General features: G+C 66.2%; 12 protein-coding genes. 5 read left to right on the plus strand and 7 right to left on the minus strand.

Annotation, left to right across the window (positions count from 1 at the left end):
* Positions 1-17: 17 nt before the first annotated feature.
* Positions 18-4,730, minus strand: a complete 4,713-nt coding sequence (gene gltB / locus MBTS_RS04870; RefSeq protein ID WP_018044988.1) for a glutamate synthase large subunit — start codon at positions 4,728-4,730, stop codon at positions 18-20.
* A gap of 434 nt (positions 4,731-5,164) precedes the next feature.
* On the opposite strand from gltB, the gene MBTS_RS23970 reads away from it, so the two are divergent.
* Together MBTS_RS23970 and MBTS_RS04875 are read left to right on the plus strand one after the other, a co-directional pair.
* Positions 5,165-5,296, plus strand: coding sequence for a hypothetical protein (locus MBTS_RS23970; protein WP_280529911.1), 132 nt, complete (start codon positions 5,165-5,167; stop codon positions 5,294-5,296).
* 78 nt (positions 5,297-5,374) lie between these two features.
* Entirely contained in the window at positions 5,375-6,292 is a 918-nt protein-coding gene (locus MBTS_RS04875; RefSeq protein ID WP_192215201.1) for a superantigen-like protein SSL4, read from the plus strand.
* An 85-nt stretch (positions 6,293-6,377) separates the two neighbouring features.
* On the opposite strand, the gene MBTS_RS04880 is transcribed toward MBTS_RS04875, so the two are convergent.
* The 6 genes from MBTS_RS04880 to MBTS_RS04905 all read right to left on the minus strand — a co-directional run bounded on the left by MBTS_RS04880 (position 6,378) and on the right by MBTS_RS04905 (position 13,525).
* Positions 6,378-6,671 (minus strand): formate dehydrogenase subunit delta, encoded by a 294-nt coding sequence (locus MBTS_RS04880; RefSeq protein ID WP_018044990.1) that lies wholly within the window; start codon positions 6,669-6,671, stop codon positions 6,378-6,380.
* 42 nt (positions 6,672-6,713) lie between these two features.
* Positions 6,714-7,571: a formate dehydrogenase accessory sulfurtransferase FdhD gene (gene fdhD, locus MBTS_RS04885; protein ID WP_147829139.1), complete on the minus strand. Its 858-nt coding sequence runs from the start codon at positions 7,569-7,571 to the stop codon at positions 6,714-6,716.
* Positions 7,558-10,419 carry a formate dehydrogenase subunit alpha gene (gene fdhF / locus MBTS_RS04890; protein ID WP_056140590.1) on the minus strand — a complete coding sequence of 954 codons (2,862 nt, stop codon included), beginning with the start codon at positions 10,417-10,419 and terminating at the stop codon, positions 7,558-7,560. The genes fdhD and fdhF overlap by 14 nt, the downstream gene beginning before the upstream one ends.
* Before the next feature lie 13 nt (positions 10,420-10,432).
* Complete coding sequence (locus MBTS_RS04895) at positions 10,433-11,992, minus strand: formate dehydrogenase beta subunit (RefSeq protein WP_192215202.1); 1,560 nt, start codon at positions 11,990-11,992, stop codon at positions 10,433-10,435.
* A complete protein-coding gene (locus MBTS_RS04900; protein ID WP_018044994.1) occupies positions 11,989-12,462 on the minus strand; it encodes a formate dehydrogenase subunit gamma in 474 nt (157 codons plus the stop codon). Before MBTS_RS04900 ends, MBTS_RS04895 begins: the two co-directional genes overlap by 4 nt.
* A 154-nt stretch (positions 12,463-12,616) precedes the next feature.
* Complete coding sequence (locus MBTS_RS04905; RefSeq protein ID WP_018044995.1) at positions 12,617-13,525, minus strand: LysR family transcriptional regulator; 909 nt, start codon at positions 13,523-13,525, stop codon at positions 12,617-12,619.
* 423 nt (positions 13,526-13,948) lie between these two features.
* On the opposite strand from MBTS_RS04905, the gene coxB reads away from it, so the two are divergent.
* The 3 genes from coxB to MBTS_RS04920 all read left to right on the plus strand — a co-directional run bounded on the left by coxB (position 13,949) and on the right by MBTS_RS04920 (position 17,697).
* The gene (gene coxB / locus MBTS_RS04910; protein ID WP_026176137.1) at positions 13,949-14,800 is read left to right on the plus strand and encodes a cytochrome c oxidase subunit II; all 852 of its coding nucleotides are present in this window, start codon (positions 13,949-13,951) and stop codon (positions 14,798-14,800) included.
* A gap of 107 nt (positions 14,801-14,907) precedes the next feature.
* Positions 14,908-16,536, plus strand: coding sequence for a cytochrome c oxidase subunit I (gene ctaD / locus MBTS_RS04915; protein WP_018044997.1), 1,629 nt, complete (start codon positions 14,908-14,910; stop codon positions 16,534-16,536).
* A gap of 198 nt (positions 16,537-16,734) precedes the next feature.
* On the plus strand, positions 16,735-17,697 hold the full coding sequence (locus MBTS_RS04920; RefSeq protein WP_027172192.1) for a heme o synthase: 963 nt from the start codon (positions 16,735-16,737) through the stop codon (positions 17,695-17,697).
* Positions 17,698-17,699 lie beyond the last annotated feature (2 nt).

A 17,699-nucleotide genomic window follows, 5' to 3' on the forward strand; every position in this document is an offset into this window, starting at 1 on the left:
GATCCGACGTCACAGTGCTATTCCGCCGCCACCGGCATCCGCGCCATCTCCATTTCGCGCAGGGCCCGGCGGTATTCCACCGGCATCACCTTCACGAACTTGGTGCGGTAGCCGGCCCAGTCTTCCAGAATCGCCTTGGCACGCGGGGAACCCGTGTACTTCAGGTGATTGGTGATGAGCTGGCTCAGGCGCTCCTCGTCGTGCCCGGACATGTCGGCGAGGATGTCGACGCGCCCCTTGGTCTCGAGGTCGCCGTCCTGGTGGAAGCGGCGCATGACGTCGTCCTCCTCCTCGACGGGTTCGAGATCGACCATGGAGAGGTTGCAGCGGGCGGCAAACGAACCGTCCGCATCGAGCACGTAGGCGATGCCGCCCGACATGCCGGCCGCGAAGTTGCGCCCGGTCTCGCCGATGGACACCACGACGCCGCCGGTCATGTACTCGCAGCCATGGTCGCCCATGCCTTCGACCACGGTGATGGCGCCTGAATTGCGGACGGCGAAGCGCTCGCCGGCCGAACCGCGAATGTAGCATTCGCCCGCGATGGCCCCGTAGAGCACCGTGTTGCCGGCCATGATCGTCCGCCCGGCGGGCGACCGCAGCGCGTCGCTCGGCCGGATGATCAGCTTGCCGCCCGACAGCCCCTTGCCGACGTAATCGTTGGCGTGGCCCGTGAGAACCACGGTGATGCCGGCGGCGAGCCATGCCCCGAAGCTCTGGCCGGCGGTGCCGGCGAGGTTCACCGTGATGGTGTCGTCGGGCAGGCCCTCATGGCCGTAGCGCTTGGCAACGACGCCGGAGAGCATCGCGCCCGCGGTGCGGTCCGAATTCCTGATGACCTCGTTGAGCACCACCGGCTCGGCGGTCTCGATGGCGGCCTTGGCGCCCTCGATCAAGCGACGGTCGAGCACCGTGTCGATCGGATGCTTCTGCTTCTCCGTATGGCGGATCGCCACGTCGGGGCCGACATCGGGACGATGGAACAGCTTCGAGAAATCGAGGCCTCGCGCCTTCCAGTGGTTGATGACCTCCAGCGTGTCGAGGAAGTCGGAGCGGCCGATGAGGTCTTCGAGCTTGGTGTAGCCCATCGCCGCCATCAGCTCGCGCAACTCCTCCGCCACGAAGAAGAAGTAGTTGACCACATGCTCGGGCGTGCCCTTGAAGCGCTTGCGCAGGACGGGGTCCTGCGTCGCCACGCCCACCGGGCAAGTGTTCAAGTGGCACTTGCGCATCATGATGCAGCCGGCCGCGATGAGCGGCGCGGTGGAGAAGCCGAACTGGTCGGCGCCGAGCAGGGCCGCGACGAGCACGTCGCGACCGGTGCGGATGCCGCCATCGGCCTGCAGCACGACACGGCCGCGCAGGTGGCTGAGCACCAGGGTCTGCTGGGTCTCGGCGAGACCCGTCTCCCATGGCCCGCCCGCATGCTTGATCGAGGTCAGCGGCGCGGCGCCGGTGCCGCCGTCGAAGCCCGAGATGGTGATGTGATCGGCGCGCGCCTTGGCGACGCCGGTGGCGACCGTGCCGACACCGACCTCGGACACGAGTTTCACCGACACGTCGGCCGCTGGGTTCACGTTCTTCAGGTCGAAGATGAGCTGGGCCAGGTCCTCGATGGAGTAGATGTCGTGATGCGGCGGCGGCGAGATCAGGCCGACGCCGGGGGTGGCGTAGCGGACCTTGGCGATCTTGGCGTCGACCTTGTGGCCGGGCAGCTGGCCACCCTCGCCGGGCTTGGCGCCCTGCGAGACCTTGATCTGCATCATGTCGGCATTGACGAGATATTCCGTCGTGACGCCGAAGCGGCCGGAGGCCACCTGCTTGATCGCCGAGCGGCGCGAACGACCGTCGGCCATCGGCTTGAACCGCTCGACCTCCTCGCCGCCCTCACCGGAATTCGAACGACCGCCGAACGAGTTCACCGCGATGGCGAGGGTCTCGTGGGCTTCCTTCGAGATGGAGCCGTAAGACATCGCGCCCGTGGCGAACCGCTTGACGATGTCCACCGCCGGCTCGACCTCGGAGATGTCGACGGGCGCCCGGCCGAGCTCGGCCGCCTGCTTGATCCGGAACAGGCCGCGGATGGTCTTGAGGTGGTTCTCCTGCTCGTTCACCAGCCGGGCGAACTCGCGGTAGCGCTCGGGCAGGCCGAGGCGCACCGCGTGCTGCAGGGTCGCCACCGAATCCGGCGTCCAGGTATGGCTCTCGCCGCGCAGGCGGTAGGCATACTCGCCGCCGACATCGAGGGCATGGCGGAAGACCGGGGCATCGCCGAACGCGTCGGCATGGCGCCGGGCGGTCTCCTCGGCGACCTCGGCCATGCCGATGCCTTCGATGGTGGTCTTGGTGCCGAAGAAGTCGCGGGCGACGAAGGACGAGTTCAGGCCGATCGCGTCGAAGATCTGGGCGCCGCAATAGGATTGATAGGTCGAGATGCCCATCTTGGACATGACCTTGAGCAGGCCCTTATCGATCGACTTGATGTAGCGGTAGACGATCTCGTCGTCGGTGAGATCCGGCGGGAACTCGGCCTTCATCGCGATCACGGTCTCGAAGGCGAGATAGGGGTTGATGGCCTCCGCGCCGTAGCCGGCGAGACAAGCGAAGTGATGCACCTCGCGCGGCTCGCCGGATTCGACCACGAGACCGACCGAGGTGCGAAGCCCCTTGCGGATCAGGTAGTTGTGCACCGCCGCCGTGGCCAGCAGGGCGGGAATCGCGATGCGATCCGGGCCGACGCCGCGGTCGGTCAGGATGATGATGTTGTAGCCGCCGCGCACCGCCGCCTCGGCCCGGTCGCAGAGCCGGTCGACCGCGCCTTCCATGGCGACGGCGCCGGATTCGGCCGGGAAGGTCATGTCGAGGGTCTTGGTGTCGAAACGGTCCTCGAAATGCGAGATCGAGCGGATCTTCTCCAGATCGCCGTTGGTCAGGATCGGCTGACGGACCTCGAGGCGCTTCTTGCGGGAGGCGCCTTCCATGTCGAGCAGGTTCGGGCGCGGCCCGATGAACGAGACGAGGCTCATCACGGCCTCCTCGCGGATCGGGTCGATCGCCGGATTGGTGACCTGGGCGAAGTTCTGCTTGAAGTAGGTGTAGAGGGGCTTGGGCTTGTCGGAGAGAGCCGAGAGCGGCGTATCGGTCCCCATGGAGCCGACCGCCTCCTGGCCGGTGACGGCCATGGGCGCCATCAGCAGCTTGAGGTCTTCCTGGCTGTAGCCGAACGCCTGCTGGCGATCGAGCAGCGACACGTCGGAGCGCGAGGCGCGCGGGATGACCGGCTTCAGGTCTTCCAGCACGATCTGGGTGTTCTTCACCCATTGCGCATAGGGATTGGCCGCCGCGAGCTCGCTCTTGATCTCCTCGTCGGAGATGATGCGGCCCTTCTGCAGGTCGATGAGCAGCATGCGGCCCGGCTGCAGGCGCCAGGATTCGACGATGCTCTCGTCCGGGATCGGCAGGACGCCCATCTCGGAGGCCAGCACGACGAGGCCGTCTTCCGTGACGATGTAGCGGGCGGGGCGCAGGCCGTTGCGGTCGAGGGTCGCGCCGATCTGGCGGCCATCGGTGAAGCAGACGGCGGCGGGGCCGTCCCACGGCTCCATCAGCGCGGCGTGATATTCGTAGAACGCCTTGCGCTCTTCACTCATGAGCGGATTGCCGGCCCAGGCCTCCGGGATCAGCATCATCATGGCATGGGCGAGCGAGTAGCCGCCCTGCACGAGGAATTCGAGGGCGTTGTCGAAACAGGCCGTGTCGGACTGGCCCTCGTAGGAGATCGGCCAGAGCTTCGAGATGTCGTTGCCGAACAGATCCGAATCGACACTGGCCTGGCGTGCCGCCATCCAATTCACGTTGCCGCGCAGCGTGTTGATCTCGCCGTTATGGGCGACCATCCGGTAGGGATGCGACAGCTGCCAGGTCGGGAAGGTGTTGGTGGCGAAACGCTGGTGCACGAGGGCGAGGCCCGAGACGTAGCGCTCGTCCTGCAGGTCCTTGAAGTAATGGCCGAGCTGCGTGACCAGAACCATGCCCTTGTAGACGATGGTACGGGTCGAGACGGAGACCGGGTAATAGGCCTTCACGCGCGGATCGTTGAGGCCGTAGACCTTGTTCGAGATGACCTTGCGCGCGATGAACAGACGGCGCTCGAAGGCGTCCTCGTCCGTGATCGCGGCCGGGCGGCCGATGAAGACCTGCTTGTGGTGCGGCTCCGTCTCCTTGACGCGCACGCCGAGGTCGCTCGAATCCACCGGCACGTCGCGCCAGCCGAGGAAGGGAAGCCCTTCGTCTTGGAGGGCCTTCTCGACGATCTCCTCGACGATGCGGCGGCCTTCCTCGTCCTTCGGCATGAAGAACTGCCCGACGCCGTAATGGCCGGGCTCGGGCAACGCGATGCCGAGGCTCTCGCACTCCTCCTTCAGGAGGAAATGAGGGATGTGGGTGAGGATGCCGCAACCGTCGCCCATCTTCGGATCGGCGCCGACGGCGCCGCGATGGTCGATGTTCTCGAGGATGAGCAGGCCCTGCGCCACGATGGCGTGGGTGCGCCGGTCATGCATGTCCGCCACGAAGCCGACGCCGCAGGCATCGCCTTCGCGGGCGGGATCGTAGAGGCCCTGCTTGGGCGGGAGAGCGTGATCGCGGACGACGAGCGGCGCGACGCCGTCCCGCGTGGCGGGGATCGGGTTCTGGACGACCCCGGCAACCTCAGATGCGGCCATGTTCATAACCCCTCAGCCTCGTTCGTCCGTGCCCGCATGCGAGCATGTTTCATGCCCAAATGCCATCCGGCACTCAGGCTCCGTCCTCGACGCGGTCGGATTCGGGCAGGGTCTTCGGTGAGGAAGCGCCCGCTCTCCGCGGGCTCAGCGCCGGCTTGAATTCAAGCCGTGCGGGCCCGGATCGCCGCGATGGCGACCGGCTTGGAATCTCGTTTTTTCGTGAGATTCGACACCCGCTCCAGACCTTCCACGTTCCTCGAAGGCACTTCGTCCCCGGCGATCGCTCGCCGTGGGGACGCCCCGCCAAAAATGGGACAGCCGTACTGTCCTAATTATGGAAGGTGACAGATTTTAAACGGTCCAGCAAGAGGCTCGCGCGCCCGATGGACAGGTTTGATGCGCCATGCGACGCCGCGACCGGCCGAGGCGCAAGGCAGCCTATGAACAGCACTCGCCCCCTCGCCGAATGGCGGCGGATCGAGGCCGCCCGCGACTTGCCGCGCTTCACCCGTATTCCCGCCCCATTCGGGCATTCTACAGGGCTTGCCAAGCACAAGCGGCATGCGGGGTGATGGACCGCACGGAGACCTCCTTAGACCTGCGCCAACAGTGGGCTACGGAACGACGACACTTCATCGAGACGAGGCACCATGGAATCGAGCCGCAGGGCGCCTGTGCGCTCCCATACGATCAGCCTGACCATGCTGGCGGGGTTCATCACCCTGTCGGCTCTCGGGACGGGCGCGGCCCAGGCACAGTACGGCTACGAGCCCGATCCGTTCCTTCCCCCCCGTGCCGTGGTCTGGCGCCTCAACGACCGGGGCTTCACCGAAGTGACGCGGCCGCGATTCGACGGCCGGGCCTATATCGTCGAAGCGACCGGCCCCTATGGAGACAGAGTCCGTTTGTTCGTGGACGCACGGGACGGCGCCGTTCTCGACCGCCAGCGGCTCGGTGTCCCGATGCAGCCGGCACCGGTTCCGGTCGCCCGTCCGGCGGCGCCCGGCTATGGCTGGACCGAAGCGGACGAGCAGCCCCGTCGACCGATGCGCGAAGCGGAACGACTGGTTCCTCCCGGCAGGATCCCGAGCCAGGATGGCATCGGCCGGCAGCCACGTTACGACGTGGCGGCGCGCCCCGAGTCCACCAGCCGCGCCGAACCCTCCGACCGCAATCCGCTGGGCCTGAACCCGGATGCCCGGTCCGGCGACGTCAGACGCCCGGCGGAAGCAGCACCTGCCCGCAAAATCACCAGATTGGCCCCGCCGGCGAAACCGGCCGCGCCCCGGCTCGCGCCGGAAGCCCCCTCGCCGTCCCCCGCGGACGCAGCGTCCGACGCTCGGGCCAGCACGCCGCCGGTCGCCGCCATCGAGCAGCCGAAGGCCGAGCCAACGACGCCGGCAGCGAATCAGCCCCGCCGCGACACGGCGCAGGCTCCGTCATCCGCCAAGTCTCAGACCTGGAGCGACCCGCCGTCTGACAGGAAGGCCGTTCGGGTCATCGGCGGCGCGACGGTGGTGCCGGGATCGACCGACAAGGATCAGCAAGGCGACCGTCCGGCCGAATAGCCGGCACCTCGATTTCCACCATGCCGACAAAAGGCGTCGAGCCATGAGGGCTCGGCGCCTTTTTCTTCGAAACGCCTCCGGCCGTTCAGCCGGCGTCGCTGGCGCCGGCACCCTGGAGGTGCGGATCGTTGGTGGCCGCCCGAACGGGGCTGTCGTTCTGGTCCGGGGAGGTCGTGATCGCCTTCAACGCCAGCGGATCGAGGCCGCTTCCCTCCGTGGGGCCATGCGCTTCGAGGGCGCGGCGCATCTTCGGCGTCCAGAACGCGACGATGTGCTTGTGAATGCCGGCGACCGCCTCGTCATCGGGGTAAGATCGGAAGAAGCCCGCGATCTGGTTCGCCATGCGGACGAGCTTGTCGTTGGTGGTCAGGGCGCTCATGGGACTGGCTCTGGTCGACGGGTGAAGGGGGGCCGCGCGCCTCTAGCGCTCGGCTGCAAGGAGAAGGCGTTCGCGGCCGGTGAAGACCGTGAGGGTGTCAGACCGGGCGATGGCGCAGAGCGTCATGTCGTGCAGGCGCGCCCGGTCGATGGCCAGCGATGTCGGGGCCGAGATCGCCACGAGGATCGCGGCGCCGAAGGTCGCGGCCTTTTCGACCATTTCGAACGAGCAGCGGCTGGTGATGACGACGAACCCCTCGCGTGGGTCGGTCCGCTCCCGCATCAGCGCGCCGATCAGCTTGTCGAGGCCGTTATGGCGGCCGACATCCTCGCGCAGGGCAAGAAGGTTGCCGTCCCGATCCGCCCAGGCCGCGGCATGGACGGCGCGGGTCGTGTGGTTGAGAAGCTGCGCGTCGCCCATTCCAAGCAGGGCGCGCTGGATCGATTCGATCCCGACCGCCTGCACCGCATGAGCACGCGGCTCCGCCTTGGGCAGGGCCGCGAGATCGTCGATCCCGCAGACGCCGCAACCGGTGCGCCCGGAGATGGCGCGTTTCCGGGCAAGGTGCTCGCGCAACCGCCCCGGTGCGAGATCGACCACGAGGCGCAATCCCCCGTCTCCGTCCTCGACCCGGACCGACCTGATCTCGTCGACGGACTCGACGATTCCCTCGGTGAGGCTGAACCCGTAGGCGAAATCCACCAGGTCGGACGGGGTCGTCATCATGACCGCGTAGGGCACGCTGCCATAGACGAGGTTGACGGGCATCTCGACGGCAAGATCGCGATGCCCTTCGCGGGCCGTGGGGTCGTCGTAGGCCACGACCAGGGTCGGGACACGCCGGCTCGTCGGAGCCGGCGCGTCGCTCTCGTTCAGATCGTTCCGTTCACTCGGCAGCATTCAATTGCGTCGCGATTCTCGTGAGCGAGAAGTCCTCCTCGAAGAACTTCGCCTGCCAATCCGACGGCCGGTTGGTCCGTCGCACCTGCACCGCCGTCACCTTATACTCGGGGCAGTTGGTGGCCCAGTCCGAGAAGTCGGTGGTGATGACGTTGGCGCCGGTCTTGGCGTGGTGGAACGTGGTGTAGACCACGCCCGGCTGCATGCGCTCGGAGACGATCGCCTTGAGGGCGATGTCGCCGGAACGGCTCTCCAAGGCCACCAGATCGCCGTGGACGATGCCGCGCACCTCCGCGTCGAACGGGTGGATCTCCAGCACGTCCTCCTCGTGCCAGCGCGAGTTCTCCGTGCGGCGGGTCTGCGCGCCGACATTGTACTGCGACAGGATGCGGCCGGTGGTGAGGATGAGCGGGAAGCGCGGGCCGGTGCGCTCCTCGGTGGCCACGTATTCCGTGATCATGAACTTCCCGAGGCCGCGCACGAAGCGGTCCACGTGCATCATCGGCGTGCCGTTGGGGGCGGCGTCGTTGCACGGCCACTGGATCGAGCCGAGCTCGTCGATCTTGGCGAAGCTCACGCCCTTGAAGCTCGGGGTGAGCGAGGCGATCTCGTCCATGATCTCGCTGGGATGCGAATAGTTCATCGGGTAGCCCAGCGCGTTGGAGAGCAGAATCGTGCCCTCCCAATCGCCGTAGCCGGCCAGCGGCGGCATCACCTTGCGCACGCGGCTGATACGCCGCTCGGCATTGGTGAAGGTGCCGTCCTTCTCGAGGAACGACGCGCCCGGCAGGAAGACGTGGGCGTATTTCGCCGTCTCGTTCAGGAAGATGTCCTGGACGACGATGCATTCCATCGCCATCAGGCCGGCGGTGACGTGGTGCGTGTCGGGGTCGGACTGGGCGATGTCCTCGCCCTGGATGTACATGCCCTTGAAGGCACCATCGACGGCTTCGTCGAGCATGTTGGTGATGCGCAGGCCCGGATCCTTGTCGAGCTGGACGCCCCACAGGGATTCGAAGGTCTCGCGGGTGGCATCGTCCGACACGTGGCGGTAGCCCGGCAGCTCGTGCGGGAACGAGCCCATGTCACAGGAGCCCTGGACGTTGTTCTGGCCGCGCAGCGGATTCACACCGGCGCCCAGCATGCCGATATTGCCGGTGGCCATGGCGATGTTGGCCATGCCCATGACCATGGTCGAGCCCTGGCTGTGCTCGGTGACGCCCAGACCGTAATAGATGCCCGCGGCCCCGCCGGTGGCGTAGAGGCGGGCGGCACCCCGGATGTCCTCGGGGTTCACGCCGATCTTGTCGGCCTGGGCCTCGGGCGAGTGACGCTCCTCGGCGATGAAACGCGCCCAGGATTCGAAGTCGCCGAGATCGCAGCGCTCGCGGACATAGGCCTCGTCGATGAGCCCTTCCGTGACGATGACGTGCGCCATCGCGTTGATGAAGGCGACGTTGGAGCCGGGCTTCAGCGGCAGGTGATAATCGGCCTCGATATGGGGCGACTTCACGAGGTCGATCCTGCGCGGATCGGCGACGATGAGCTTGGCCCCCTCACGCAGGCGCTTCTTCATGCGCGAGCCGAAGACCGGGTGACCGTCCGTCGGGTTGGCGCCGATGACGAGGATCACGTCGGAATGCGCCACCGAGGCGAAATCCTGCGTGCCGGCCGAGGTGCCGAGCGTCGACATCAGGCCGTAGCCCGTGGGCGAATGGCAGACGCGGGCGCAGGTATCGACGTTGTTGTTGCCGAAGGCGGCGCGCACGAGCTTCTGGACGAGGTAGGCTTCCTCGTTGGTGCAGCGCGACGAGGTGATGCCGCCCACCGAATCCTTGCCGTACTTGGCCTGGATGCGCTTGAACTCCGACGCGGCACGGTCGATCGCGACCTCCCACGACACTTCCTGCCAGGGGTCCGTGATCTTGTCGCGGATCATCGGCTTGGTGATGCGGTCCTTGTGGGTGGCGTAGCCGTAGGCAAAGCGGCCCTTGACGCAGGAATGGCCCTCGTTGGCCTTGCCGTCCTTGTAGGGGACCATGCGGACGATGCGGGTGCCCTGCATCTCGGCCTTGAACGAGCAGCCGACGCCACAATAGGCGCAGGTGGTGACCTCGGAATGGTCCGGCTGGCCATGCTCGATGATCGACTTCTCCTGCAGCGTCGCCGTCGGACAGGCCTGGACGCAGGCGCCGCAGGACACGCATTCGGAGTTGAAGAAGTCGGTGGGGCCGGCAGCCACGCGGCTGTCGAAGCCACGGCCCGAAATCGTCAGCGCGAAGGTGCCCTGGGTCTCTTCACAAGCGCGGACGCAGCGATTGCAGACGATGCACTTCGACGGATCGTAGGTGAAATACGGGTTGGACGTGTCCTTGGCCAGGTACTGGTCCGAGGTCGGCTTGACGTGGTTGGCGCCGTCATAGCCGTAGCGCACGTCGCGCAGGCCGACCGCGCCGGCCATGTCCTGCAACTCGCAATCGCCGTTAGCGGCACAGGTCAGGCAGTCGAGGGGGTGATCGGAGATGTAGAGCTCCATCACGCCCTTGCGGAGCTTGGCGAGCTTGTCCGTCTGGGTCGAGACCACCATGCCGTTCTCGGCCGGGGTGGTGCAGGAGGCGGGCGTGCCGCGCCGCCCCTCGATCTCCACGAGGCAGAGGCGGCAGGAGCCGAAGGCTTCCAGCGAATCGGTGGCGCAGAGCTTGGGGATCTGCGTGCCGGCATGCATCGCCGCCGCCATCACCGAGGTACCGGCGGGAACGGTCACGCTCATGCCGTCGATGGTGAGGGTGACGGTCTGCTCGTTCACCCGGATCGGGGTGCCGTAATCGATCTCTTTGATGAGGGCCATGGGTCGCGCCTCCTTATTCAGCGGCCACGGACATCGGTCCGCGCTGCTGGAAATCCTCGGGGAAATGGGTGATCGCGCTCATGACGGGCATCGGTGTGAGGCCTCCCATGGCGCAGAGCGACCCATCGGTCATGACGTCGCAAAGGTCGGCCACGACGGCGAGATTCTCGGTGGGACGGATGCCGGCGATGACCTTGTCCATGGTCTCGACGCCGCGCGTCGCGCCGATGCGGCAGGGGGTGCACTTGCCGCAGGATTCCACCGCGCAGAACTCGAAGGCGAAGCGAGCCTGCTTGGCCATGTCCACGGTGTCGTCGAACACGACGATGCCGCCATGGCCGACGAGGCCCTTCTTGGCCGCCATCGCCTCGTAATCGAGAGGCGTGTCGAGGAGATGGTCGGGGAAGTAGGCCCCGAGGGGGCCACCGACCTGCACGGCGCGGACCGGACGGCCGCTCTGCGTGCCGCCGCCGAAATCCTCGATGATCTCGCGCAGGGTGATGCCGAAGGCAAACTCGATGAGGCCGCCATGCTTGATGTTGCCGGCGAGTTGGATCGCCAGCGTGCCGAGCGAACGACCCATGCCGTAATCGGCATAGGCCTTGGCGCCGTGCTCCAGGATGTAGGGCACGGCCGTGAAGGTCATGACGTTGTTGACGAGGGTCGGCTGACCGAGGAAGCCCTTAAGTGCCGGGATCGGCGGCTTGGCGCGGACGATGCCGCGACGGCCTTCCAGGCTTTCCAGCAGCGAGGTCTCCTCGCCGCAGATATAGGCGCCGGCGCCCAAGCGCACTTCGAGATGGAAGGCCTTGCCCGAGCCCGCCACGTTCTCGCCGAGATAGCCGGCGGCCCGGGCATTGACGATCGCTTCCTTGAGCGTCGCGAAGGCCTGGGGATATTCGGACCGCAGATAGATGTAGCCGCGCGTGGCACCCGTCGCGATGCCCGCGATGGTCATGCCCTCGATGAGGTTGAAGGGGTCACCCTCCATCATCATCCGGTCTGCGAAGGTGCCGGAATCGCCCTCGTCGGCATTGCAGACGACGTATTTCTGCTCGGACTGGGCGAGCATAACCGTGTTCCACTTGATGCCGGCGGGGAAGCCGGCGCCACCGCGTCCGCGCAGACCGGAATCGCGCACCTGCGCCACGATGCCGGCGGCATCGAGCTTCAGCGCGGCATCCAGCCCGTTATAGCCGCTATGCGCCCGGTAATCCTCCACCGAGACGGGATCGATCACACCGCAGCGATGGAAGGTCAGGCGCTGCTGACGGGCGAGATAGGTCATCTCCTCGGGCTTGCCGAGGCGAAGGGCATGCTCGCCGCCGTTCACCAGACCGGCATCGAGAAGGCCGTCGACATCGCCGGGAGTGACGGGACCGTAGGCGATGCGGCCCTCCGGGGTCGCGACCTCGACCATGGGCTCGAGCCACAGCATCCCGCGCGAGCCCGTGCGGACGATGGTGACGTCGAGGCCGCGGCGCTCGGCGCCGGCGAAGATCGCGCGGGCGACACGGTTGGCGCCGAGACCGAGGGCGACGGCGTCGCGCGGGACATAGATGGTGATGCTCACGACTTCATCTCCGTGAGGGCCGATTCCAGGGAATCTGCGGTGAGGCGCGCGAGCGGCTCATCGTCGACCAGGGCGCCCGGACCGTTGGCGCAGAGGCCGAGACAATAGACGGGCTCCACGGTGATCTGACCGTCAGGCGTCGTCCCGTGCCAATCGATCCCGAGGCGGGCGAGAATGTCGGCATGCAACGCGTCCGAGCCCATGGCCTGGCAGGCCTCGGCCCGGCACAGCTTCACCTGATGCTTGCCCGAGGGAGCGCGACGGAAGTCGTGGTAGAACGTGATGCAGCCGTGAACCTCGGCCCGGGACAGGTTCAGCGCATCCGCGATCAGCGGTACCGCGCCCTCGTCCACGTAACCGAAGGTCTCCTGCAAGGCGTGGAGGATGGGGAGCGTGGCGCCTTCGAGATGCGTATGGTCGGCGATGATGCCGGCCGCACGCTGCGCGCTCCAGGGCTCGTGCTGCAGCATTGTTCCTACCTAGTGAACTTGTTGTCGTTCCAAGGTGGTATATCTCCGAACGTGAATCAATCGCGCGGTTCGGTCGGTCGACAATGCTTTTTTGTTATAATTCTATTGTGCGCTGCGAAAGGGCAGTGTGACGAGTGAGTTGCGGGGCAGCCCGTCAGAGCGAGGCGATGTCGTCGGCGACGGTGGGAGCGATCGCCTGGGCCTCGACGATGAGCGCGGCGCAGAGGGGCGTCATCGGGTCCCGTTCCGGCACCACCAGCCCGATCATGTGGCTCACGTCGGGCTCACCGATCGGAACGGAGCGGACGCGCTCACTCAGGCGGAAGCTGTCGGCGAGGACAGCGGGCATCACGCTCGCCCATTTCGCCGTGCGGACATGGGTGAGCAGCACGATCATCGAATTCGACTGGAGCAGCGGCGCGGCATCCCGCCCGGCATTGTGCAAGTGACCGTCGATGATGCGGCGGTTCTGCATGTCCGGCGTGAGCAGGCACAGGGGCAGACGACCGACCTCCTCCCAGCTGACCGAATCCCTCTTGCCGTAGACGCCGTCGATGGCCGTGAGCAGGCGGTAGCGCTCGCGGTAGAGTGGCACCGCGATGACTTTCCCGAGGGGCTCGTTCTCCAGATAGGTGATTCCGGCGTCGATCTCGTGGTCGGCGATCAGCCGGCCGATCTCGCCGGAGGTCGTCGAGTGGACGGAGAACCGCACGTCGGGATGGCGGGCACGGAAGGGCGTCGTCAACGAGGCGACGATGGGCGTCGCGGTGGGAACCGCCGCGAGCCGCAGGGTACCCGACAAACCTCGGCGCAAGCTGGCCACTTCTTCCCGCATGGCGCGCGCGTCGCCGACGATCCGGCGTGCCCAATCGAGGACGCGCTCGCCTTCCGGGGTGAACCCCTGGAAGCGGGACCCGCGCTCCACCAGCAGGACGCCGAGTCGCTCTTCGAGCTGCTTCACCCCGGCCGACAGGGTTTGCTGAGACACGTTGCAGAATTGCGCCGCCCGGCCGAAATGCCGCTCGCGGGCCAAGGCAAGGAGGAATTCGAGACGCTCGATCACCGCCGGGACCCTATCGTGTTCATCCCCGTTCCGGCCTTCGGCGCGTTCGAAACCTGGATGGGCACGGGCATCCTCGCACGGGATCAAGCCCCCTCCATAGCGGGAACGGCGCTATACTGGCGACGGATTCAGCCCCGAAGACGGCTGTAAGATAAATTTAAGTTCGCCGCCGAGCAAAATCGCTTTGAACCCCGCTCGTCATTCGGGCTCCCTTCGGCCTGGACTACGGGGAAAGCCTCATCCATGCGACGCTGTTGCGGTTGCGCCGTCGACCTCCATGTGGTCTGACACCGGCAATGCCGGCCCGAAATACGTGATCGAGGCTTGCCTTTCCCGTTGAGCTAGGACTTGCGCGCGACGTCAAAAGTCGCAAGACGCTGCGGGACGACGTAGAACGATACCAAGGGGAGCCACGAGAGGCACATGCGGACCACGCAGGCGCAACACCGGTCATCATGGGGACTTGCTGCGGGCGCTTTTGCTGCGCTCGGCACCGCCCTCGTTTCTACAGCCGCCCTGGCGGCGGGCATCGGCCAGCCCGAACCGTGGCAGATGGACCGTCAGGTCGCCGTCACAGAGAACGCGCGGGACATCCACACGTTCGAGCAGGGCATGCACTGGCTCTCCTTCGGCATCTCGGCCTTCGTGCTGGGCCTGATCGTCTATTGCATCTTCAAGTTCAACGCGAAGGCGAACCCGGTCCCGTCCAAGACCACCCACAACACCATGATCGAAATCGCCTGGACCATCGTCCCGGTGCTGATCCTGGTGGCGGTGGCCATCCCCTCGTTCCGCCTGCTGCGCACCCAGCTCTCGGACCCCAAGGCCGACGTCATCATCAAGGTGATCGGTCATGCCTGGTACTGGTCCTACGAGTACCCGGCCGTGGAGAACGGCGGCGGCTTCACCTTCGATGCCAATATCGACGAAGACAAGCAGCCCAAGCTGCTGGGCACCGACAACGACATGGTCGTTCCGGTGAACAAGATCGTGAAGATCCAGGTGACCGCGGCCGACGTGTTGCACTCCTGGGCGATGCCGTCCTTCGGGTTCAAGATCGACGCGATCCCCGGCCGCCTAAACCAGTTCTGGTTCAAGGCCGAGCGTGAGGGCACCTATCACGGCCAGTGCTCGGAGCTCTGCGGCGCCCGCCACGCCTACATGCCCATCACGGTGCAGGTGGTGAGCGACGAGGCCTACGCCGCTTGGCTCGCCGAGGGGAAGACCAAGTTCGCCCGCCTCGACGACGGTTCGAAGTTCGCAGAAGCCAAGTAGCGGCTTTTTCCGGCGCCGCCCGACGGCACCGGCTGGACCGGCCCTTCACCGGGTCGGTCCATTCGCAAATCGAGAGATTTAGAGAAACCTGAACAGGGTCTGCAACGATGGCAACCGCCACAGCACAATCAGGGCATCACGACGCCCACGCCTCCCATACGCCGTCCTTCTTCGCCCGTTGGTTCCTGTCGACCAACCATAAGGACATCGGCACGCTCTACCTCCTGTTCGCGTTCTGCGCGGGCATCATCGGCGCGTTCCTCTCCTTCGGCATCCGCATGGAGATGGAAGAGCCCGGCCTGCAGTACTTCTCGAATCCCGGCACCTACAACGTGTTCGTGACCGGCCACGGCCTCATCATGGTGTTCTTCATGGTGATGCCGGCGCTCATCGGCGGCTTCGGCAACTGGTTCGTCCCGCTCATGATCGGCGCGCCAGACATGGCGTTCCCGCGCATGAACAACATCTCGTTCTGGCTGACCGTCGCCGGCTTCGCGAGCCTCGTCTGCTCGCTGTTCGTCGAAGGCGCCCCCGGAACCACCGGTGCCGGCACGGGCTGGACCGTCTACCCGCCGCTCTCCACCTCCGGCCATCCCGGCCCGTCCGTAGACTTCGCGATCTTCGCCCTCCACCTCTCGGGCGCCGGCTCAATCCTGGGCGCCATCAACTTCATCACCACCATCCTGAACATGCGCGCGCCGGGCATGACCCTGCACAAGATGCCGCTGTTCGCCTGGGCGGAGCTCGTCACCGCGTTCCTGCTGCTCCTGTCGCTCCCGGTCCTCGCCGGCGCGATCACGATGCTGCTCACCGACCGCAACTTCGGCACGACCTTCTTCGATCCGGCCGGCGGTGGTGATCCGGTGCTCTACCAGCACCTGTTCTGGTTCTTCGGCCACCCCGAAGTGTACATCATGATCCTGCCGGCCTTCGGCATCGTCTCCCACATCATCTCGACATTCTCGCGCAAGCCGGTGTTCGGCTACCTCGCCATGGCCTATGCCATGGTCGCCATCGGCGTCGTCGGCTTCGTCGTGTGGGCTCACCACATGTACACGGTCGGCCTGTCGCTCCAGACGCAGTCCTATTTCGTCTTCGCCACCATGGTCATCGCGGTACCCACCGGCGTGAAGATCTTCTCGTGGATCGCGACGATGTGGGGCGGCTCGATCCGCTTCACCGCCGCCATGCACTGGGCGGTCGGCTTCATCTTCCTGTTCACGGTCGGCGGCGTCACCGGCGTCGTGCTGGCGAACTCGGCGGTCGATAAGTACCTGCACGACACCTATTACGTCGTCGCCCACTTCCACTACGTGCTGTCGCTCGGCGCCGTGTTCATCATCTTCGCCGGTGTCTACTACTGGTTCCCGAAGATGACCGGCTACGTCATCCCGGAATGGGCCGGCAAGCTGCACTTCTGGCTGGCCTTCATCGGTGCGAACGTCCTGTTCTTCCCGATGCACTTCCTGGGTCTCGCCGGCATGCCGCGTCGTTACGCCGACTACCCGGAAGCCTTCGCCGGCTGGCACAAAGTCTCCACCTGGGGCGGTCACATCTTCGCTCTCGGCATGGTGGTGTTCTTCATCGGCGTCGTCCTCGCCTTCCGTTCGAAGGTCCGCGCTGCCGACAATCCGTGGGGCGAAGGCGCCACCACCCTCGAGTGGACGCTCTCCTCGCCGCCGCCCTTCCACCAGTTCGAGACGCTGCCGACCATCGTCGACGACCACGGTCACTGAGGCACTGCCGTCTTCACGATCGCGATCGGCTTCGAAATTGCGATTGTTCTAAAACGACACTAGGGATTGCGAGGATCGCGTGAGCGGTCCTCGCTCTTTACCGGATGCCCCTCTTCACCGAGCGACATCCCGCAAAGGGCGGCGCCAGAGACGGCGTGATCCGAATTCCGGCCATACCGACAACAGTATCGGGACCCCATGACGAGCCTGTCGAACAGCGTCTCCGCTGCCGCCGAGCCGCACGATTTCGCGCCGACCCCGATGATGGTCGGTGGTGAGGTCGCGGATTTCTTCGCACTCCTGAAGCCGCGCGTGATGGTGCTGGTGATCTTCACCGCCCTCGTCGGCATGGTGGTCTCGCACGTTCACATCCAGCCCGTCGTCGGCGTGATCTCGCTCCTGATGATCGCGGTGGGCGCCGGCGCCTCCGGCTGCCTCAACATGTGGTGGGATGCCGATATCGACGCGGTCATGACCCGCACCGCGACCCGCCCGATACCCGGCGGCCGCATCCAGCCCGGCGAGGCCCTGGCCTTCGGCATCGTCCTGTCGGTGGGCTCGGTGCTGGTGCTCGGCCTCGCCTCGAACTGGCTCGCCGCTTCGCTCCTGGCCTTCACGATCGTCTTCTACGCCGTCGTCTATTCCATGTGGCTGAAGAGGGCGACGCCGCAGAACATCGTCATCGGCGGCGCTGCCGGTGCCCTGCCCCCGATGATCGGTCAGGCGGCCGTGTCGGGATCGGTGGGCATCGAATCGACGATCCTGTTCCTCATCATCTTCATCTGGACGCCGCCGCATTTCTGGGCGCTCGCGCTGATCAAGGCCGGCGAATACGCCAAGGCCGGCATCCCGATGATGCCCAACGTCGCCGGGCCGCAATCCACCCGCCGCCAGATCATCTACTACTCGATCGTGTTGTTCCCGGTGGGCCTCGCCCCGGTGTTCCTCGGCTTCGGTGGATGGCTCTACGGCGTCACCGCCTTCATCGGCGGCCTCGGGATGCTGGCCTTCAGCGTCCATGTCTACCGCAACCGCGAGGGCGAGGCGGAACGCAAGGCCGCCCTCGGCATGTTCGGCTTTTCCATCCTCTACCTGTTCCTGCTGTTCTCGGCGGTCCTGGCCGAGCAGGGCCTCGGGCTCTACCGCGCGGTGCTCGCGTGACC

It is taken from the genome of Methylobacterium bullatum (assembly GCF_014845095.1).
Classification (GTDB): domain Bacteria; phylum Pseudomonadota; class Alphaproteobacteria; order Rhizobiales; family Beijerinckiaceae; genus Methylobacterium; species Methylobacterium bullatum.